The organism is Marinoscillum pacificum, from assembly GCF_024714495.1.
In the GTDB taxonomy this organism is placed as follows: Bacteria; Bacteroidota; Bacteroidia; order Cytophagales; family Cyclobacteriaceae; genus Marinoscillum; species Marinoscillum pacificum.
On the sequence record NZ_JAMZMJ010000012.1, the window covers coordinates 72,209 to 93,791 of the forward strand.

Sequence of the window (21,583 nt, forward strand, 5' to 3'; positions counted from 1 at the left end):
ACCTAACGATGTAAATATCCGACTTGTTGTTTAGAACTCGCTGATAAAGTGGAAGTTGATGTCTGGGAAGTTGTCCTGAACCATCTGTAACCAAGCTTTGGATTCAGCCATGAATACCAATTTTCCTTCTTTGTCTTTGGCGATGTGACGGTATTTGTCCTTCACAAATGCGTCTAACTTAGCAGGGTTTTCTGCACTGATCCAACATGCTTTGTAGATGTTCACTCCATCAAAACGAGCCTTGGCGTTGTATTCATTGAGCAATCGGTATTGCAATACTTCAAACTGTAGTGCTCCAACAGTTCCAACCACTTTTCTAGAACCCATCTCAAAAGTAAATAGCTGCGCTACTCCTTCATCCATTAGCTGGTTAAGTCCTTTTTCAAGTTGTTTGGACTTCATAGCGTCCATATTGATCACTTCTCGGAAAAGCTCTGGTGAGAACGATGGGATTCCTTTGTAGATCCCTTTTTCTCCTTCGTTAAGTGTATCCCCAATTTTCAGGTTTCCAGTGTCATACAAACCAACAATGTCACCAGGGAATGCCTCATCCACTGTTTCCTTCTGCTGTGCCATGAAGGCGGTTGCATTGGAGAAACGGAATTGCTTGTCCTGTCTTACGTTGTAGTAATTGGTACCTCTTTTGAAAACACCTGAACAAATTCTTGCAAAAGCAATTCTGTTACGGTGCTTCGGATCCATGTTCGCGTGAATCTTGAAAATGAAGCCGCTGAATTTCTTTTCATTTGGCTCCACCAAACGCTCTTCTGTCTCACGAGCTTTTGGAGATGGAGCGATATCGATGAAGCAGTCCAGGAGTTCTCTCACTCCGAAGTTGTTGACAGCACTTCCAAAGAATACAGGCGCAACTTCTCCGTTCAAATATGCATTGACATCCAGCGGATCATAAACTCCGTTAACCAACTCAACTTCTTCACGAAGGGTCTTTACTGCAGATTCTGGTAGTTGTTGATCTAGTTTTGGATCATCGACTCCTTTGATTTCTACTACTTCAGTTACTTTTTTCGTTTTATTAGGCTCGTACAAGTTTAGGTTGTTCTCATACATGTTGTAAACACCACGTAAGGATTTACCCATTCCTATTGGCCAACTCATTGGACGAACCTTGATGTTGAGTTTTTCCTCAATTTCATCTAGCAGATCGAAGGCATCTCTTCCTTCACGGTCCAGTTTGTTGATAAAACACAGAACAGGCGTGTTTCGCATTCTACAAACTTCCATGAGTTTCTCGGTTTGTTGCTCCACCCCTTTCACACAGTCAATAACCATGATTACAGAGTCCACAGCAGTCAATGTACGGTAGGTGTCTTCAGCAAAGTCTTCGTGACCAGGAGTATCCAGGATGTTAATTTTTAGGTTTTTATAGTCAAAACCCATCACGGAAGTAGCAACGGAAATACCTCTTTGCTTTTCTATGTCCATCCAGTCAGATCGAGTACTTACGTCAATCTTGTTGGACTTTACGGCACCAGCGGTTTGAATCGCTCCACCAAATAGCAAGAGTTTTTCAGTAAGTGTGGTTTTACCAGCATCCGGGTGTGCAATAATTCCGAATGTTCGTCTCTTCTGTATTTCCTGTTCTAATGTCATTCCCTGTCAATTCAGGGCGCAAAGTTAATTGATTCTACCACAAAATCGTGTGAATCGGATTGGTTAGCTATTGAGAATCTTACTCTTAACCTCAGGCTGATAGTTTCTGCCTATTGGTAAGTATTTGCCGCCAATCTCTACCTGGTTGCCATCAATCGCTTTGATTTTCTCTAAAGAAACCGTGTAACTTCTATGAATTCGCATGAAAGTTTCGGCTGGTAATAGCTCAGTAAACGACTGCAAGTTGTGATGTACTATCAAATCTTCGTTGATGGTATGCACCATCACATAATCTTTCAGACTTTCCACATAGAGGATATCCTTTAAGAATACCTTCACCATTTTCTTATCCACTTTAAGGAATAAATGATCTTGTTTGGGATCATTTGATGTGGTTGGTTGTGGCTGTGGAGAGTTTGGCTTTATTTTCAGACGTCCCATGACCTTCTGTACCATTCGGAAAAACCGTGGAAACTCAATAGGCTTGACCAGGTAATCCACAACATCATAATCATAGCTTTCTACTGCATATTCACGATAAGCAGTAGTGATGACTACTAGTGGAGGATCTTTTAGTGTTTGTAATAGCTCCATGCCGGTCAGTTTGGGCATGTTGATGTCCAGAAAAATAAGGTCTACTTTGTTTTCTTGCAGCATTTTTAGTGCCTCCAATGCGTTTTCACATTTCCCAACACATTGAAGCTCATCTACTTCATCTACATATTTTTCTATGACTTTGATGGCCAATGGCTCATCGTCTATAATCAAACACTTTATTTGCATAAGCTACTCATTCAGTGGTAGGGTCAAATGTATCTTGAACTTATCATTTATCTGGTCAATATCCAGTTGATAATTGTCTTTGTAAAGGAGTTTTAGTCTACGAATGGTGTTTTCCAGGCCAATTCCTTCTCCATTTAGACGTTCATTTTCTTCGGAATCTTTGTAGTTTTTCAACCAATTCTCAACTTCAAAGATCAAGGTTTTTTCTTGTACGTGAAGTTTGATGTTGATGTCAATCGTTCCTTCAGGAGATAATCCTCCATGTTTGATGCTGTTTTCTACAAACGGTGAAAGAATCAATGGTGGAATTTTACCATCAAGCTCTCCGCTTATTTCAAAGTCTATGTTGAGTTTTGATCCAAACCTGATTTTTTCCAGCTCAATGAAGTTTTTCATATGAGTCACCGTTTCCATCAAACTAACCACATCGGCTTTCGCTCGATAGATCACGAAACTCATCAGATTCGATAACTTCAAAATCGTATTAGGTGCCAATTCGGATTTCTCCAGGGTTAGAGCATACAAGCTATTGAGCGTATTAAAGAAGAAGTGCGGTTGAATTTGACTTTTTAGATAGGCCAATTCCGTTTCCAGGCTATTTTTTTCTAGCTCTCTCTGCGCATCTCGCTCTTTCAGTCGATCTATCATCAACTTAATGGCAGCGGTTACTCCAACAATATAGAGCTCACCAACATATACGGTGATGATATAGCTTAATCCAAACAAGTTGGTTTCCTCATAAGCAGACTCTGGCCAAATGTTAGTGGTCACCAATCCATAAGTTAACAATATCTTCACAAAGGACATGACCAATACAGAGACGAACAACCCAATAATGTAAAGAGTGATCTTCTTTTTAGATAACAATCTTGGTATCAACCAATACAAATGGAAATAACACAGGATGATATGAATAGGGAATTCTACCAGGTTGGATTTGATCGAATATTCGTAATCATCGAAGTAATGACCCCACCGTACATAGTTGAATGAAAAGTAACTCACCCAAAAAATGATGTGTCCGAGTGTTTCTCTATGTTCTTTAAGTTTATTCAATTTCAGGTTGCTGTAAAGGGCAGAATATGTTCAATATCATAAGACTAGTGCATTTTTGCTTATTTTGCTTGGAATCGCCTTTATTTTATCTAAACAGCTGGTTTTTAGCGCCTAATAGCTTGAATGCGGTTCGTAGTAAATCGTATGTCATTCAGCGATAGAACCTTGTCGTACTGCGAATAAATTTTCAAGAATTCTTAACACTATCTTAATTAGATGTCGAGGCTGCTTGAAACAGCCGCCTAACCACAATAAACTTAAAGTTATTCTTATGAGGAAAATACTACCATTTTTTATGATGATGCTGATCAGCGTCTTAACTTTTGGGCAGCGTACATTGTCCGGAACAGTTAAGGACGCGGGTACAGGTGAGCCAATACCTGGAGCGACAGTACTTATAAAAGGAACTAGTAATGGTACTACTACAGACATGTCTGGTAATTACCGTTTATCTGTTTCAGATGATGATGCTGTTCTTATTTTTTCATTTATTGGTTATACCAATTTTGAAGTAGCGATTGGAAGTAGGTCTGTGGTAAATGTAGACTTGCAGGAAGATGTTACCGAACTAGGCGAAGTTGTTGTTACTGCGCTTGGTATTGAAAGAGAAGAACGTTCACTGGCGTATGCCGCTGCTGAAGTAGACGGTGGTGAGTTAGCTCTTGCTCGTGAATCGAACATTGTGAACAACCTATCAGGGAAAGTGCCAGGTTTAGCTGTGTCACCATCCGGTTCTGGTATGGGTGGATCGTCTAAAATTACTATTAGAGGAAGTAGCTTTTTATCTGGTAATAACCAGCCATTGATCGTAGTAGATGGTGTGCCTATAGATAATATGGGAGCTGCAACTGACGATACATGGGGTAATAGACAGTTAGATTATGGTAATGGTCTGAATGATATTAATATGGATGACGTAGAAAACGTCTCTGTACTAAAAGGTCCTGCCGCATCAGCACTTTATGGTTCAAGAGCTGGTAATGGGGTGATTATGATTACTACAAAAAGTGCTAAGAAAGGAACTAGTGGAATTAATTTCAATTCCAATACTGTGGTAGAAATCCCAAGAGAATATCTTGAAATGCAAAACACGTATGGTCAAGGTACCAATGGAGTATTTGATGCAGAGTCAGGCGTAAGCTGGGGACCTGAAATGACTGGACAGTCGGTTACTGACTGGACTGGAGAAACCAAACCACTTGGAGCAGCTGATAATGACATCTTAGACTACCTTCAAAATGGGGTAACTACCGTAAATACATTAGAAATGTATTCTGCTGATGATAAAAAGAATATCAGAGCTTCAGTGGGGCATACTTATACAAAAGGAATATTTCCTACTAGTAACATTCAAAAACTGAATGCAGCACTTAAAGGAGGTAGTAAACTAAATGAAGTATTTTCTGCTGACTTCAGCATGAACTACAATAAGACACAGGGTGAGAATAGAATTAAGTTGACAAGAGACCCTGACAATCCATATTATTCTTACACCATCATGCCTCGAAGTGTGAGCTATTCTGATCTTGAAAGATATGTTAGAGATGAGACTACCTATGAGCCATTGCGTTGGGCTCAAAATGGAGGCGTGATTTTAAACCCTTATTTCACGACTAATTATAGTACAAATGAGGATTCAAGAAACAGATTCATTGGTTACGGTAAATTAGTTTATAGTCCAGTTGACTTCCTTTCTTTCCATGTACGTTATGGTTTGGATCATTATGATATGAGACAGAGAGATCAATTGGGTACAGGTGTTCCTTATTGGTTCTCGTCAGGTGATGTTAGACAAACTGTTACGAGTAGCACAGAAACTAACGTTGAATTTTTGGGTCAACTTAAGCCAGTTAATTTAGGTGGTGGATTAAACCTAAGTGTTACTTTGGGAGGTAACTTATTGGATGCGGAAAGTCACTCGCAAACATCGTCAGCTAATGGTTTAGTGGTGCCAGATTTCTATTCATTGAATAACTCATCTAACAAGGATGCTTCTGAATATATCTACAGAAGAGCGATCAATTCAGTATTTGGAATGGCTCAGTTGTCATTCAAAGAGTTTTTGTACCTTGATTTAACTCAACGAACTGACTGGTCATCTACCCTACCTGAGGAAAACAGATCATTCTCTTATCCCTCTGTTGGTTTGAGTTGGGTAATTTCAGATTCTTTTGATGGTATTCCTTCTTGGATGAGCCTGTTGAAAGTTAGAGGCTCTTATGCGGAAGCAGGAAAAGATGCGAACCCTTACAGCTTGTACTTGATAAATACTATTGGAGCATCAGGTGCTTCTCAGCCTAACACCAAGCCAAATGAAAATTTGAAGAGAGAGTTGGTGCAATCGAAGGAAGTTGGACTTGATCTTAACTTGTTTGAGAGTAGAGTGTCTTTGGCTTACACTTATTATCACAATAATACAGTTGATCAAATTATGCCAATTCCTGTGAATCCGGCTACAGGTTTCTCTTATGAGATGATCAATGCAGGTGATATGCAGAACTCTGGTCATGAGGTTGGGTTGAATGTTGGAGTGGTAAGATCTCAAGCGTTCAGAGCTAATATTGGCTTTAACTGGGCTAAGAATAAAAATAAAATCATCAAACTACATGATGAGCTAGATCGCTATTTGATAGGTGATGGTCTCGTACAGGTAGTAGCGGAAGAAGGTGGTACATATGGAGATATCTATGGATACACCTTTATGACGGATGATAATGGTAACATGATTTTGAATGAGGACGGTCAGTTTCAAAGAAGCAACGAGCGTGTTAAACTAGGAAACTTCAACCCTGATTGGACTGCAGGTATTACTGGGTCAGCTAGTTATAATGGTGACTTTGGAGCAGTATCTTTTTCAGTATTATTTGATCTGATGCAAGGTGGAGACATATACTCTTATACCAATGCGCAGGCAGCGGCATATGGAACTAGTGCTATCACTGCTGAAAATGGCCGAGGAGATTATACAATTTCTGGTGTTAATGCAGAAGGTGAGAGTGTAACAAGTACCTTGAATGCACAACAATACTGGACATCACTCTCTTCAATTGATTCTGAGTGGGTATATGATAAAAGTGAAGTTAACCTAAGAGAATTGACTGTGGGTTATAGTTTCCCATCATCAATGTTTGGTACAACTGGTATTAAAGGGGTTTCATTAAGTCTAGTGGGTAGAAACCTTGCCACTTTTGGAAGTAAACTGAATGGAGTTCCTCCTTATGCTTACACTACTTCCAACCAGCAGGGAGCTGAAGCATTCTCTGCACCGCGTACAGCAACTGTAGGTTTCAACTTAAAACTTCAATTCTAAAATTATGAATATCATGAAAGTGAAAATACTATCAAGTGTACTTGTTCTGACGTTCATCTTCACTGCATGTTCAGATTGGGATGAATTAAATACGGATCCAAATCACCCTTTAGCGGTTAATGTAGATCCTGGATTAAAGCTTGGAAGTGTGTTCAAAGAAGCATGTCTTAATGCACACTTACATCAGCGTGTTCACAACCTTTATATTGACATGTTTAGTCAATACTATACTGGAACTGGTTTTGGTACTTATCAAAATCAATCTCAGGATGGATGGACTACAGATTATTGGAATGACCATTATCGATGGTACAACTCATTATCCAATTTGATAGATCAATATAGTGATACAGAAACTTACGTTAATGCAGTAGCAGTGATGAAAATCTGGCGAGTATGGATCACGCACAGAGCTACAGATTTGCTAGGTGATATTCCTTACTCCAACGTTCTGGAAGGAGAATACGATTCTCAGGAAAGTATCTACAAAGACATGCTGAATGAGTTGGAGTTGGCAGTAGCTAATATTGATCCTAACTATACCATGTTTGATGATCCTATCTATGGTGGTGATCTGACCAAGTGGACGAAGTTTGCGAATTCTTTGAGATTAAGACTGGCTTTAAGAATTTCTGAAGTTGAGCCAGATTTGGCAAAAACACATGCTGAAGCTGCAGTAGCAGGTGGCGTATTGGATGCTCTTGCAGATATGCCAACCATGTATGCAAATACTGCTATCTGGGGTGAAGGCTATAGCTACAACTATTATTTCTGGTGGGGATCAGGTAATGGCGTTGGAATGACGAGTACATTTTATGACCTAACTGCAGGAATAGGGGGATTACCTTTTAACCTTTCAGATGTTGGGGATGCAACTGACTATCCTGCTGTTGTAGATCCTAGAGCGACCATAATTTTCGGATCTTCGGATCAAAATGGTGATGTTCAGGAAGGTTACCTTGGGCGTTGGTCAGGTATCGCTGCAGGGTTATCAGCAGATGCAAGACAGGAGCCAGAAAACTTCGTTCAGAATAACTCTAGAATCAACGTAACACTTAGAGGGGATTTTAACGGAGATAATGGAAGAGCATGGACTATTATGCCAATAGCAGAAATCTGGTTCTTGAGAGCAGAAGGTGCATTGAACGGATGGTCTATGGGTGTTAGCGCTCAAGAGGCATATGAAAGTGGAGTGGCTGCTTCTTTTGAATATTGGGGATTAGGTACGGCTAGCCAGTATTTGGCCTCAACTGATGCGAACATGGCAGGAATATCTGCTGCATGGGGTGATGGAAATGGTACGGATTTAGAAAAAGTGATGACTCAGAAATTTATCGGAGGTTTCCCTGATAATGGTTGGGAAGCATGGGCAGACTTAAGAAGGTTAAAAATGCCAGAAGTTGATTTTGGGGTACAGTTTAATACTAACGTTCCTCAAGGTGAAGTAATTCAGCGTGTTAAATATCCTTCATCACAAGCGATATTGAACGAAGCAAATTACGCTGAAGTAGCAGCATCTGACCATGAAGGAACCAAGATGTGGTGGGCTCAATAAGACTTGATAAGAAAGTAGATTACATTGTGTTTATAAGTTAGCGAAATAAGCCTCCCTCTGGGAGGCTTTCGCTTTTTATAATGAGTGGTAAAAAACAATCGCTAAACGGAGTAAATGCAGTTTAGGGTGTTTCAAATGTTGTTTAGCGATGATCCTATACCATACCGCTAATAAATTTTAAGGAGTGGTTTTAGACCTGTTATTTAGACCTTGAGAAGATATAAGAAACCACTTATGGACGTTAAAGGAACATCAGGAGAATTTGTCATTTCGGAAACACAGCAAGCTTCCAAAAACAACCATGGAGCCATTGCTTTGATGGTTTCTCTATTTTTCATCTTTGGGATCATTACCGTATTCAACGATGTTCTTATTCCTCACTTAAAGTCAGTATTTAATTTATCATACATTCAGGCCATCCTGATTCAGTTCACGTTCTTTAGCGCATACTTTTTGATGGCTATGCCCGCTGCTAAAGTGATTGCAGCCAAAGGTTATAAAAACTCTATTGTTATAGGACTTTTAGTGGTGATGTTTGGCTGTTTGCTTTTCTATCCAGCTGCCTCCATGGTGTTCTATCCATTGTTTCTTTTGGCGCTGTTTATCATGGCGTCAGGAATTACCTTGCTACAAGTTTCTGCCAATCCGTACTTATCAGCTCTTGGACCTGCTGAGACTGCTTCAGCACGATTGAATCTTGCCGGCGGTTTTAACTCTCTGGCAACTATCATTGGTCCGTTGATTGGTGCGCATTTTATACTAAGTAGTAGTGAAGCACAGCGAGGAGCAGAGGCAGTCCAGATTCCATATATTGTGCTTGCTCTTTTTGTATTAACGGTTGCAGTAATAATATACTTCTATCAATTGCCTGTCTTGTCCATAGAGAGCAAGTCATCAACGAAAAAAGGAGCCTGGAAATTTAAAAATTTAAGATTAGGAGTAGTTGCTATTTTCCTCTATGTAGGAGCAGAAGTTACTGTCGGTAGCTTCATGATCAACTACTTGTCTTTAGAAAATATTGCTGGATTAAGTGAGCAAACAGCTGCCAATTATGTTTCAATGTATTGGGGTGGAGCTATGATTGGGAGGTTTATAGGAGTCGCTTTCCTAAATCGGGTAAAAGTCACGAAAGCACTTACAGTCGTTTCTATAGTTGCATTTCTATTAGTGACCGTCTCGATCCTCTCATCTGGCTCCTTATCTGTGTGGACCATCGTAGCAGTTGGATTATTCAACTCAGTGATGTGGCCTTGTATTTTCCCATTAGGAATCAAAGGATTGGGAGAATACACCAGTGAAGGTTCTGGTCTAATGATTATGGGTGTAGTTGGAGGGGCAATTATTCCATTGATTCAAGGTGTGATGGCTGATTATTGGTCATTACAAGGTTCATTCTGCATTGCGCTGGTGTGTTATGCCTATTTGATCTACTTCGCTATAGTGAGTGGGAAAACGGAGGCTAAAGGATGAAAGCAGCCATTGGGATAGATATCGGAGGAACCAACGTACGTGTTGGACTGGTTCTGGAACTTGGCGAGGTTATTCATCAGTCAAGAATTGAAGTAGCTACTCATGCTGATGGAGAACTGTTCTTGAATCAGCTGATTCGTACTGTCCATGAGTTCTTAGCTTTTTCTGAAGATTTAAATGTTCTGGGAATAGGAATAGGTTCACCAGGAGCAAATATAGAAGAGGGAATTATAGAGCGGGCATCTAACTTGCCCTGGAAGAGACTCCCAATTGTTGAAAGGTTGTCCTCTGTTTTTGATTTGCCAGTCTTTCTGACCAACGATGCCAATCTGTTTGCGATTGCAGAAAAGGGATATGGTCATGCATCACAAATGACTGATTTTTTAGCTGTAACACTTGGTACTGGTGTTGGAGGAGGGGTTTATGCTTCTGACCAATTAGTCACAGGTGCGAACGGATTAGCGGGTGAAGTGGGACATGTGATCTATGAAAGAAATGGCAGAGCATGTAAGTGTGGAAGGCAAGGATGTCTGGAACGATATGTTTCTGCATCCGGTGTAGTGGAAACCGCTAAAGAATATATTCTAGCTAAAGAATTTCCAAGTGAATTATATGGCGTGCCTGAGCATTTGATCAACGCACAATTAGTAGCGGATTCTGCAAAGGATGGAGATGTACTTGCTATGAAAGTATTTGAAGATACTGGGAGAATTTTGGGTGAAGCACTAGCTGGTTTTGTAGCTGTTTTGAATCCAGAAGCCATTTTTCTCTCTGGAGGATTGTCCAATTCGGGAGACCTCCTTTTAAAACCAGCTCGAGCAAGTTTTTCTAAAAGCTTGCTTTCAATCTATCCCAACGAACCAGTAATTCGAACTTCTGCAATTCCAGATAATGATGCAGGAGTATTAGGAGCTTCAGCTTTGGTATGGGAATACAGTAAGAAATTGAATGAATCGTCTTTGACAGAGATATGATAGAAAACATGAAGATTAAACAATTTGACCAAAAGGAATGGGAACGTAGCTCATTCACCCAAAAGGAAAAGATTCATACGGCTATTTTCAGTCAGCCGGAGGAGGCATCAGCTCTGATTGCTAAAGAAATTGCGGACTTGATTCGCGAAAAGTCAGGTAAGGGAGAAAAATGTGTGCTTGGTTTAGCTACAGGTTCCTCTCCTAAAGGTGTGTACAAAGAGCTTATTCGATTGCACAAAGAAGAGGGTCTATCATTCAATAACGTATGCACCTTCAACCTTGACGAATACTATCCAATGAACCCAGACGAACTTCAGAGTTATGTCAAGTTCATGAACGAAAACTTGTTTGATCATATCGATATTCCTTCTGAGAATGTACATATTCCAGATGGTACATTAGCTCTAGAGGAGGTCGCTAATTACTGTGCGGAGTATGAGCAAAAAATCGCTGATCTTGGAGGATTGGATCTTCAGCTATTAGGTATTGGTAGAACAGGTCACGTTGGGTTCAATGAGCCGGGATCTACTGTGCATTCTAAAACCAGAATGGTCAATCTGGATAACATTACCAGAATTGACGCTGCTTCGGACTTTTTTGGTGAGGAGAATGTGCCAAGAAAAGCCATCACTATGGGTGTTGGTACCATCATGGCTGCTCGCCGAATTATCATCATGGCGTGGGGTGAAGGAAAGGCAAAGATTAGCCAAAAAGCTATTGAAGGGCCAATGGTAGAGCAAGTGCCAGCAACATTCCTTCAGACACATCCAAACACTACATTTGTAGTGGATGAAGCGGCTGCTGCAGAGTTAACCAGACAAAAAACGCCGTGGACACTCGGTACAATTAACTGGACTCCAGAATTAATCAAAAGAGCGGTTATTTGGTTGGCACAAAAGCTAGAAAAGCCTGTACTGAAATTAACAGATCGTGAATATTCTGATCATGGAATGAGCGACCTGATTTTGAAAGAAGGGCCAGCTTACAATATCAATTTGAAGGTATTCAACTTACTTCAGCATACCATTACTGGATGGCCAGGAGGTAAGCCAAATGTGGATGATACTAACAGACCAGAAAGAGCAAATCCTGCTAAAAAACGTGTATTGATTTTCAGTCCGCACCCAGATGATGATGTGATTTCCATGGGAGGAACATTCCTTCGTTTGGTGGATCAGGGTCACGAAGTACACGTAGCGTATCAGACATCAGGAAACATTGCGGTTTTTGACGATGACGTAATTCAGTACGCTGATTTCTTTGGTGATTTAAATAAAGAATTCAATCAGCCGAAAGATGGACAATCCATTTACGAGTTGGTAGTTGATCAGATTAAGAACAAAAAAGCTGGTGATCAGGACTCTTACGAGGTTCAAAAAATTAAAGGTTTGATTCGTAGAAGTGAAGCAAAAGCAGGAGCTAGATATGTAGGCGTTCCGATGGAGCAAGTGCACTTTATGGACATGCCTTTCTACGAAACTGGACAGGTTAAGAAAAACCCTCTAGGGCCAGAAGATATTAAAATCACAGCTGATTTAATTAAACAGATAAAACCACATCAAATCTATGCCGCAGGTGATTTGTCAGATCCACATGGTACCCACCGAGTGTGTTTATCGGCCATCTTCCAGGCGGTAGATCAGATCAAGAATGAAGACTTCATGAAAGACTGTTGGGTTTGGTTGTACAGAGGAGCCTGGCAAGAGTGGGCTGTAGAAGATATTGAGATGGCAGTGCCTATTAGTCCAGATGAATTGATGAGAAAGCGAAGAGCGATTTTTAAACACCAATCTCAGAAAGACAGTGCAGTGTTCCCAGGTAGTGATAAGCGAGAATTTTGGCAGCGTGCTGAAGATAGAAACCGAGGAACAGCCAAATTATACGATTTGCTCGGTATGGCAGAATATGAAGCTATGGAAGGCTTCAAGAGATACCATTTTTAAGAAAGAATTCTCTTCATACTCACTATAAATAAGGGAGGGCCTTTGGCTCTCCCTCTATTAACATTTTTAAGATGATCGATATGAGAAATATTTACCGCCAGTACATTTTTTCTATTCTCTTCTCTCTAGTGATAGTTGCTGCCCACGCTCAGACAGCATTGCCATTAATGCCGTATCCAAAAGAAGTACAGTTGTCAGAAGGGAAATTGTATTTAACCGAAGAAACAAGTCTTTCTATTAATGGCAAATACAGCGATCGACTATCAAAGGAAGGTACCCAATTTTTGCGCCAGTTAGTAGAGCAAACCGGTTTGTTCATTAATCAGAGCAAAGTGGTTGGAGCAATTGATCAGGCTACCATACAAGTTCAGTCATTAGCAGTTGGTCAGGTTGAAATAGGCGAGGATGAAAGTTATACTATTCAAATAGATCAATCTGGAGTTAAGTTGAATGCATCCAATGATATTGGTGCATCTCGTGGTTTGATGACCTTATTGCAGCTTGTTCAGGCTGATTCAAAAGGATATTATTGGCCTCACGTGGCTATTGATGATGAACCTCGATTCAGATGGAGGGGAATGATGATCGATCCTTCTCGACATTTTTTGCCAGTGACTGATTTGAAGCGAAACATCGATGCAATGGCGGCTGTCAAACTCAATGTGCTTCATTTGCACTTATCTGATGATCAGGGTTTTCGATTCGAATCGAAGGTGTTTCCAAAGCTCAATTCATTAGGGACGGATGGTAACTATTATTCACAAGAAGAGCTAAAAGATATTGTTGATTATGCCTCTCAAAAGGGGATTTTAATCGTTCCGGAAATTGATGTGCCTGGTCATGCTACTGCCATTCTCACAGCTTATCCAGAGCTAGGAAGTAAAGACACCACCTACGTGTTGGAGCGTTTTGCAGGTATTTTTGATCCAACACTGGATCCTACTAATGAGGAAGTGTATGTGTTTCTTGATAAGCTATTTGCTGAGATTGTAACCATTTTCCCAGGTCCTTATTTCAATATCGGTGGAGATGAGAATTTGGGTAAACACTGGAATGAAAGTGAGCACATACAAAAGTTCATGAAAAAGAATGGAATTAAGTCCAATCATGAGCTTCAAGGGTATTTCAATTTACGTCTTCAGAAGATTTTAGCTCAATACGAAAAACGAATGATGGGCTGGGAGGAGATTATGATAGATGATCTGGAGAAAAGTGCGTTGATCCACAGCTGGAAAGGTGCCTGGGAAAAGGCTACTCCAAAACAATCATTATATAAGGCTGCTGCTGAAGGTTATCAAACCATATTATCTAATGGCTACTATCTGGATTTGATGTTAACTACAGAGTCAAGCTATCTGGTCGATCCTGCTCCAAAAGCAGATAATCTAAGTGATTTTCAAAGAAGTAATATTCTTGGCGGTGAAATCTGTATGTGGAGTGAGTTGGTGATTCCTCAAACCTTGGAAAGCCGACTATGGCCAAGAGCTGCTGCTATTGCGGAAAGGTTCTGGTCACCTGAGGAAATTAAAGACGTGGAGGATATGTATGATCGAATGGATCATATCAGTCTTTGGTTGGAAAACTTCGATCTAAAGCATATTTCTGAACCAAATCGAATTATCCGTAAGTTGGCAGCTGGTCATGATACTGAGCCATTGCACCTATTATTAGATATGGTGGAGCCTATGAAAGGTTATACCAGAAATCCTGGTGGAACTATGTACAATACGTTCTCCCCATATACTAAGTGGGTAGATGCTGCTACTGCTGACGCTCCCGGAGCTAGAGCGTTTAACAACCAGGTGGATTGTTATTTAAATAGTAAAATAGGGTGTCAGGATCTAAAGCCAGTACTTGAGTCTTTGGCAGAAAATCATGATCAAATAATGAAAATTATTGCGGATTCTCCTTCTCTTCAAGAAATTCAGAGCTTATCAGCGAATGCATCCCGAGTAGCTTCTTTGGCATTGGAGACTCTTGATTATTTAGAAACGAATTCAAAACCCAAGTCTAAATGGTTTGTGGATGCTAAGGACATTCTAAATGAAGCTTCAGAGCAAGGTGGGCGCACTGAGCTCCAGGTAATTTCTGGAGTAAGTGATTTGGTAACTGCTTTGGAGGGAGAGGTGAAATAAATACCGCTACCTTAGTGGTATGAATAAATCTATTCGGCCTGTATTTTACCTACTATTAGGAGCTGCATTATACTGGATCATCGATGCAGATGACAATCCACAGGTAATTGACAAATTTCATCAATATGCACCTTTTGCAATCCTGATCTTATTCGTTTTGATTTTAGTGGTACGCCAGATTCGAAAGAAGCAGGATGGAGATCAAGAGGGTTAGTTAATTTGCCTGAGGCTATAAAAAGAAAGGCCCGGTAATAAAAAATGACCGGGCTATTCCTTTTGGTTGATGAGCGCCGTCCGTCGACTGACACTCAAATGCTCACTTTGAAACTATCTATCATTATGTCATCGTTGTGATGATTATGATAATGCTAAGGTCTACTAAATTTTTCGCCAGATATATGACGGCAGTCATTCCCTTATATGACATTTGTCATATAAAACGAAAGGGCTGGTGAAAACCAGCCCTTAGATATAGGTGAATGAATTTCTATAATTTGTGCTCTGCTTGTAGCTCTTCTCGTATTTCTACCGTTTTTTCAAGAGACGGTAATGACACATCGATGTGTTGTTTGTGACCGCAGTATGCGCATTCATAGTGTTTTCTCAATAATCCTTCATTAGATAAAGTAGGCTCATTGACCACTTCTTCATGCTTGTCCATTAAGGTTCTGTAGTTACATTCTTCACAGATCAAAGTATGAAAGTGAGTGTCATATTTCTCTATTACTTTCTCACCACTTACATGGTCGATCCAGACATCATAGTCGGCACTGAACTCATTTTCTTCGTCGATCATTTCAGCTGTAAGGTGAATGTCTTCTTCATTCTCATTGAGTAGCTGCATGTCATGACCGCCTACTGATTTCATTGGTCTAAACCGGATTTTATGTAAGCGCTTTTCCAAAACAAATGGGTAGTAGTAGTCCAGGTATACCTTAATGGCATATCCAACCGCCAGTCCTATGATGGCAGACACAAATACTACAAAAGCATATTGGTAGAGTTCGATGCTAGTGCCTAATGCTTTGCCTATAAGTCCTATTGCTGCCAGAGCTACGGAAACGCCAAACATGTTTCCTGCTCTTTCGTAATGTCTAATCTCTTTTTGAGAAGCAAATTTGTATTGCTCAGTACGTCGCTTCAGCGTTCTCAATTGATAATGGTAACCAATCAAAATCAAGCCTGAATATCCTAAAAAGAACCATCCCATGATGATGGAGAGGTTCAGCCAATTTTCAATGACATTTTCCATGATTGTTGATTTTAGAATTTCTGCTATGCTAATATGAAGTAAGTCACTTTAATAACATTTAACTATGACTGGAGATTCCTGATCAGTTGATAAATGTCATTTGACTGCCATGATCAGGCGATAAATAGCAAAGTGTCGGACAATATGGGAGTGGTGATTATAGATTTCTGACAATCTGTCACAATTCAACTGACATTGGCATTTTCTAAAGGTATTGGCACAACCATTGATCATTAGACTCTCGAAGACAAGAAATTTCAAAGAATTTAATAATAAATAGACACACAATGGGAAAAATAATCGGTATAGACTTAGGTACTACCAACTCCTGCGTGGCGGTAATGGAAGGTAACGAACCTGTAGTTATTCAAAACAGTGAAGGACGCAGGACAACCCCATCAATCGTAGCGTTTTTGGATAATGGTAATGGAGAGAGAAAAGTAGGTGATCCAGCAAAACGCCAGGCAATCACAAACCCTCAGAATACAATCAGCTCAGTGAAGAGATTCATGGGTAAAAAATTCTCTGAGGTATCAGAAGAAAGAAAAAATGTATCCTATGCATTAGAGTCAGGTTCTAATGACGTAGTAAGAGTTAAAATCGGAGATAGAAACTATACTCCGCAGGAGCTTTCAGCAATGATCCTTCAAAAAATGAAGTCTACTGCTGAAGATTTCTTAGGTCAGGAAGTGACTGAAGCTGTAGTAACTGTACCTGCATATTTCAACGATGCAGAGCGTCAGGCTACTAAAGAAGCTGGTCAGATTGCTGGTCTTGAAGTAAAAAGAATTATCAACGAGCCAACTGCTGCGGCTTTGGCTTATGGTCTGGATAAGAAGAATGCAGACATGAAAATCGCTGTGTATGACCTTGGTGGTGGTACATTCGATATTTCAATCCTTGAACTAGGTGATGGTGTATTCGAAGTAAAATCTACTAATGGTGATGTACACCTTGGTGGTGATGACTTTGACTCAGTAATCATGAACTGGTTGGCTGACGAATTCAAAAATGATCACAATGTGGATCTAAGAAAAGATCCTATGGCACTTCAGCGTTTGAAAGAAGCTGCTGAGAAAGCGAAAATTGAGCTTTCTTCATCTTCTTCTACTGAGATTAACTTGCCATACATCATGCCGATCGATGGTATTCCTCAGCACTTGGTGAGATCACTTTCTAGAAGCAAGTTCGAGCAATTGAGCGAAGACTTGATCAGAAGATCTATGGAGCCATGTAAGAAAGCATTGAGCGATGCTGGTCTTTCTGCTTCAGAAATTGATGAGGTAATTCTAGTAGGGGGATCTACTCGTATTCCTAAAATCCAGGAAGAAGTAGAGAAATTCTTCGGTAAGAAGCCATCTAAAGGTGTAAATCCTGATGAGGTTGTGGCAATTGGTGCTGCTATCCAGGGTGGTGTATTAACTGGAGAGGTTAAAGACGTATTGCTTCTAGATGTTACTCCACTTTCTCTAGGTATTGAGACTATGGGTGGTGTAATGACGAAGTTGATCGAATCTAACACTACGATCCCTACTAAGAAGTCTGAGACATTCTCAACTGCTGCTGACAATCAGCCGTCTGTAGAGATTCACGTACTTCAAGGTGAGCGTCCGATGGCGAAAGATAACAGAACGATTGGTCGATTCCACTTAGATGGTATTCCACCAGCACCAAGAGGCGTTCCTCAGATCGAGGTGACTTTCGATATCGATGCGAATGGTATCATGAACGTGTCTGCTAAAGACAAAGGCACTAACAAAGAGCAGAAAATCAGAATCGAGGCTTCTTCAGGATTGACTGATGAGGAAATCGAAAAAATGAAGCAAGAAGCTCAGGCTAACGCTGAATCTGATAAGCAAGCTAAAGAGAAGGTAGAGAAAGTGAATCAAGCAGACTCATTGATCTTCCAAACTGAGAAGCAGTTGAAAGAATTTGGTGACAAACTTTCTGATGGCAACAAAACAGCTATCGAAGGTGCATTGGCCAAATTGAAAGAAGCTCACGGTTCTCAAGATCTTGCTGCTATCGATGCTGCAATGGAAGGCATGAACAAAGCATGGGAAGCTGCTTCTCAAGAGATCTACGCTGCACAGCAAGCTGCAGGTGGAGCTGAGGCTGCTCAAGGTGCTGATCCTGCTGGAGATGCTAATGCTTCTGGAGGATCTGACTCAGACGTGTCTGACGTAGAGTTCGAAGAGGTAGACGAAGAGAAAAAGTAATCCCTTTCGGGATGGGAAAATAGTTGGGCAACTGACTATTTTCAACTTTCGGCCTTGTTTTCCAGGCGAACGCCGGGCCCCTGTTTAGTTGACGAACTAGCAGTGTTCTTGTAGTCACCCTACAGAGATAGATTAAGACCCTGACAAGCTATGCTTCGTCAGGGTTTTTGCTTTATATCCAATTGAGTAAACAATCGTATATTTACTTATTATGAAAGTGCTGTTAGATATTAAGGACGATAAGTTTGATTTTGTAATGGAGTTATTAGGTAACCTTAAATATGTGAAAGCCGAAACCATTACTCCTGAGAAGGCAGAGTTAATCTCAGAGATTAAAGAGGCCGTAGATAACTTAAATCAAGCGAAAAAAGGTAAGCTTAAACTAAAATCTGCCAAGGAGTTATTGGATGAGCTTTGAGATTTTAACAATCCCGCCTTTTGACAAGCAATTAAAGAAGCTTGCGAAAAAATATCCATCAATTAAACAGGACTTTACTTCACTACTAAAATCCTTGCAAGAAGATCCCCAGCAAGGAACTCTTTTATGTAAAGGCTGCTATAAAGTTAGAATGGCCATTTCCTCCAAAGGCAAGGGTAAATCTGGAGGAAGCCGGGTAATCACTCATTTGGTGATTGATGATCAGACTATTTACCTGCTCAGTATTTATGATAAATCCGAAAAGGCATCAATTTCAGATGCTGAACTAAAAGAATTGTTAGGCTGGATTGAGGATTAAGTGAAGCCAGATGCGTGAAATATGAATCCTCTGAAATATTAATGTGCTAATTTCTATGCTGCTATCATGGCGTTTATTATTAAAAAAGTATAATTAATTGTCATTTTAATATATCTGATTATTATTTAGTTAACTATTTGATATATAGTGTGTTGTGGTAATTTTATTTGGAAAATATCTTGCTTGTTAAGTTAGGAATTCTCACCTTTGTACAATAGATAATGGCAATAACCAAGCCATCAATTCCATTCTGTCTCGCCGAGACGTTGGGGTTGATGGCTTTTTTAATTTTATAAGTTGTGGAACAATTTAAACTGTTTATTAGAAAAATGGACCTATGGAATGTTCCAGCGATTATGATGTGGTGGGAGAATAATGATAAGATACATTTTATTATAATTTTCGTCATTATGATGATGGTACGGTTAGCTATTCTTTTTTCGAGACAGAAATTTGTAGCCAGCCAATCTTCGAAGATTAAAAAAGGAATAATTAGAAGTGGCGATATTGTTGTTGAGAAGAAGTGAACTCGTTTGTGGTCTGTAAGATCTAGGGTTGTTTCAGGTTGATAATTCCAAGAATTATATATTGTTGAGCTAAACGTTCATTGAGCCTTCTGTCATCCTGATACATATCAGGATCTAGAAGGCGAGCAGGGTAAAATGTGTTAGAAGATCCCGAAACTGGTTCGGGATGACACGACGGATTGGTGATTGTCTTAGTGTTGTTCGGTCATTCTTTGATGGAGCAGCAAAGAAAGGTCACCCTAAATCTTGTTTCAGGGTCTTTACAAATGATTGTGTTATTGACTTTCAGATGTGAAAAGTTCTTGAAGTCGAGCAGAGTAAATATTTAAGCAGATGCTGAATCAAGTTCAGCATGACACCACAGATTGGTGATTGTCAAAATTCATCATTGATCTCTTCAAATAGATCCTTCAGGTTAGGATTCATTTCTTTGATCAAATTCCATTTCCATTCTCTATGCCAGTTCTTTAACTGTTTTTCTCGGCCAATGGCATCACTGATTCTTTGGAAATACTCCCAGTAAATGAGATCATAACACTTGTATTTAGATGTATAGTTGGATTCATTACTGCGGTGTTGGAGAACTCTGGCTACTAGATTATTTGTCATTCCGATATAAAGAACTGTTCTATTCTTGTTTGACATGATATATACATAACCAGGTTTCATAGTGTGGAAGATAAGTGTTATTTCCTCGGCCTTTTGTCATCCTGATGCCTATCAGGATCTAGAAGGCGAGCAGGGTAAATATATCAGAAGATCCCGAAATAAATTCGGGATTACACCACGGAAGGTGAGCAATGTAAATGTGTTCGAAGACCCTGAGTCAAACCTGTTGCACATAGGTTTATTTCGGTATCTGAAAGATGCCTGGCTGGATTGACAAAGTGAGGATATATTGATTGGTTTTTAGATAAGGCTCTCTTATTATAGAATTTAGGACAAGTATGTCATATAGTATACTTTATTGTACTGGGAAATACATTGAGTCTCCTAGTCAATACACCAAAAACTGATAAAAATCAGGTATTTTATTAGTACTATTCAATCACTATAATTTCACTAAAATTCCTACCTGGAATGAGTCATTTCTCGACTAAACGAGGTGTTATATCGATTGCAATGTGAAATTGTACGACAATTTTCATGATAGTCGTTATTTGTGAAAATGGTATTTATCTAATAATGGTGGCAACTTTTAATTCGTTATTCCATCTTTGAATTAGCTTATCCTTCTGTAGTATTTCGAGTGAAAAAGACGAATAGGTAATTCACTTAAGTCACGTAAGAGATTTACCTATATACGCATTGCATTTACCGCTATGTGGTATGTGTTCTACTTGTTATGCATGCCGAATAAATCGATTAAAAACCTGAAAATAAAGCATTTATGAAAATTTGTTGAAATGTGTATTCGTTGAAAATTACCTATTCCTCGTTGACTCATCGATTATTCTCTTTGGCTCATCATTCCTTACAGTCAATTTCTTTTTGAAATCAGCCTTTCCAACTTTTACATCGTGGAATTCGGCAGCCTGACTAAGTCGATAGGATTTGTGAGATTGGATTATTTAGTGAAGGGCTTGCAGGTTGCAGAATGAAACAACGCCAAAGAATCATTAAAAACTATTACCACAATGCCCAGCCCGTTACAAATTCCGGAGGACATTATTAAAGACGATCTGAGAGTATCGTTTTCCCTTTCAAAAAGGAAAACAGTCAAGAAGATCTTCATTAACATCTCTGGAAATTTTACCATCAAGCATGTAGAGTCAATCTCCGATGCGATGCAGTTGGTGATCAATCAGTATGATCAAATTGCCCTTAAGCTTCAGGACGTAGAGCAAATTGATATAACAGCCGTACAGTTATTGTACAACTGTTTGAAGAAAGGAAGTCACATCACTCTTGAGGTAGATTTACCACCTATAGTGAGGCAATTACTGTCTATTACAGGATTGTCAGAAATATTTCAGCGCACGCAAACACCTATTTCAGCAGTTTAAGAACT

At 39.8% G+C, this 21,583-nt stretch carries 17 protein-coding genes; 12 read left to right on the forward strand and 5 right to left on the reverse strand.

Going from position 1 to position 21,583, the window contains the following annotated elements; all coding sequences use genetic code 11:
* Window positions 1–30: 30 nt before the first annotated feature.
* From NXS00_RS21175 to NXS00_RS21185, 3 genes are all read right to left on the reverse strand, one after another.
* A complete protein-coding gene (locus NXS00_RS21175; protein WP_258101274.1) occupies window positions 31–1,611 on the reverse strand; it encodes a peptide chain release factor 3 in 1,581 nt (526 codons plus the stop codon).
* 63 nt (window positions 1,612–1,674) lie between these two features.
* The gene (locus tag NXS00_RS21180) at window positions 1,675–2,394 is read right to left on the reverse strand and encodes a LytR/AlgR family response regulator transcription factor (RefSeq protein WP_258101275.1); all 720 of its coding nucleotides are present in this window, start codon (window positions 2,392–2,394) and stop codon (window positions 1,675–1,677) included.
* Window positions 2,395–2,397: 3 nt separating this feature from the next.
* A complete protein-coding gene (locus NXS00_RS21185) occupies window positions 2,398–3,450 on the reverse strand; it encodes a sensor histidine kinase (RefSeq protein ID WP_258101276.1) in 1,053 nt (350 codons plus the stop codon).
* A gap of 271 nt (window positions 3,451–3,721) precedes the next feature.
* On the opposite strand from NXS00_RS21185, the gene NXS00_RS21190 reads away from it, so the two are divergent.
* The 7 genes from NXS00_RS21190 to NXS00_RS21220 all read left to right on the forward strand — a co-directional run bounded on the left by NXS00_RS21190 (window position 3,722) and on the right by NXS00_RS21220 (window position 15,051).
* Window positions 3,722–6,760, forward strand: a complete 3,039-nt coding sequence (locus tag NXS00_RS21190; RefSeq protein WP_258101277.1) for a SusC/RagA family TonB-linked outer membrane protein — start codon at window positions 3,722–3,724, stop codon at window positions 6,758–6,760.
* A 13-nt stretch (window positions 6,761–6,773) separates the two neighbouring features.
* Window positions 6,774–8,315, forward strand: a complete 1,542-nt coding sequence (locus NXS00_RS21195; protein ID WP_258101278.1) for a SusD/RagB family nutrient-binding outer membrane lipoprotein — start codon at window positions 6,774–6,776, stop codon at window positions 8,313–8,315.
* 210 nt (window positions 8,316–8,525) lie between these two features.
* Window positions 8,526–9,785 (forward strand): sugar MFS transporter, encoded by a 1,260-nt coding sequence (locus NXS00_RS21200; RefSeq protein ID WP_258101279.1) that lies wholly within the window; start codon window positions 8,526–8,528, stop codon window positions 9,783–9,785.
* Window positions 9,782–10,759, forward strand: a complete 978-nt coding sequence (locus tag NXS00_RS21205; protein ID WP_258101280.1) for an ROK family protein — start codon at window positions 9,782–9,784, stop codon at window positions 10,757–10,759. Before NXS00_RS21200 ends, NXS00_RS21205 begins: the two co-directional genes overlap by 4 nt.
* 8 nt (window positions 10,760–10,767) lie before the next feature.
* Window positions 10,768–12,702: a glucosamine-6-phosphate deaminase gene (gene nagB / locus NXS00_RS21210; protein WP_258101281.1), complete on the forward strand. Its 1,935-nt coding sequence runs from the start codon at window positions 10,768–10,770 to the stop codon at window positions 12,700–12,702.
* An 80-nt stretch (window positions 12,703–12,782) separates the two neighbouring features.
* The gene (locus NXS00_RS21215) at window positions 12,783–14,837 is read left to right on the forward strand and encodes a beta-N-acetylhexosaminidase (protein ID WP_258101282.1); all 2,055 of its coding nucleotides are present in this window, start codon (window positions 12,783–12,785) and stop codon (window positions 14,835–14,837) included.
* 19 nt (window positions 14,838–14,856) lie between these two features.
* Window positions 14,857–15,051, forward strand: a complete 195-nt coding sequence (locus NXS00_RS21220) for a hypothetical protein (RefSeq protein WP_258101283.1) — start codon at window positions 14,857–14,859, stop codon at window positions 15,049–15,051.
* A gap of 273 nt (window positions 15,052–15,324) precedes the next feature.
* Here the strand turns inward: NXS00_RS21220 and NXS00_RS21225 are convergent, their stop codons facing one another.
* Window positions 15,325–16,089, reverse strand: coding sequence for a hypothetical protein (locus tag NXS00_RS21225; RefSeq protein WP_258101284.1), 765 nt, complete (start codon window positions 16,087–16,089; stop codon window positions 15,325–15,327).
* A gap of 287 nt (window positions 16,090–16,376) precedes the next feature.
* Between NXS00_RS21225 and dnaK the strand changes: the two genes are divergently transcribed.
* The 3 genes from dnaK (at window position 16,377) to NXS00_RS21240 (ending at window position 19,045) form a co-directional block, all read left to right on the forward strand.
* The gene (gene dnaK, locus NXS00_RS21230; RefSeq protein WP_258101285.1) at window positions 16,377–18,308 is read left to right on the forward strand and encodes a molecular chaperone DnaK; all 1,932 of its coding nucleotides are present in this window, start codon (window positions 16,377–16,379) and stop codon (window positions 18,306–18,308) included.
* Window positions 18,309–18,519: 211 nt separating this feature from the next.
* Window positions 18,520–18,726 carry a hypothetical protein gene (locus NXS00_RS21235; protein ID WP_258101286.1) on the forward strand — a complete coding sequence of 69 codons (207 nt, stop codon included), beginning with the start codon at window positions 18,520–18,522 and terminating at the stop codon, window positions 18,724–18,726.
* Window positions 18,716–19,045: a type II toxin-antitoxin system RelE family toxin gene (locus NXS00_RS21240; protein WP_258101287.1), complete on the forward strand. Its 330-nt coding sequence runs from the start codon at window positions 18,716–18,718 to the stop codon at window positions 19,043–19,045. The genes NXS00_RS21235 and NXS00_RS21240 overlap by 11 nt, the downstream gene beginning before the upstream one ends.
* Window positions 19,046–19,947: 902 nt before the next feature.
* Here the strand turns inward: NXS00_RS21240 and NXS00_RS21245 are convergent.
* Window positions 19,948–20,241, reverse strand: a complete 294-nt coding sequence (locus NXS00_RS21245; protein WP_258101288.1) for a GIY-YIG nuclease family protein — start codon at window positions 20,239–20,241, stop codon at window positions 19,948–19,950.
* A gap of 1 nt (window position 20,242) precedes the next feature.
* Between NXS00_RS21245 and NXS00_RS21250 the strand changes: the two genes are divergently transcribed.
* Both NXS00_RS21250 and NXS00_RS21255 read left to right on the forward strand, forming a co-directional pair.
* Complete coding sequence (locus NXS00_RS21250) at window positions 20,243–20,455, forward strand: hypothetical protein (RefSeq protein ID WP_258101289.1); 213 nt, start codon at window positions 20,243–20,245, stop codon at window positions 20,453–20,455.
* A 754-nt stretch (window positions 20,456–21,209) separates the two neighbouring features.
* On the forward strand, window positions 21,210–21,578 hold the full coding sequence (locus tag NXS00_RS21255; RefSeq protein ID WP_258101290.1) for an STAS domain-containing protein: 369 nt from the start codon (window positions 21,210–21,212) through the stop codon (window positions 21,576–21,578).
* The last annotated feature ends 5 nt before the right edge of the window (window positions 21,579–21,583 follow it).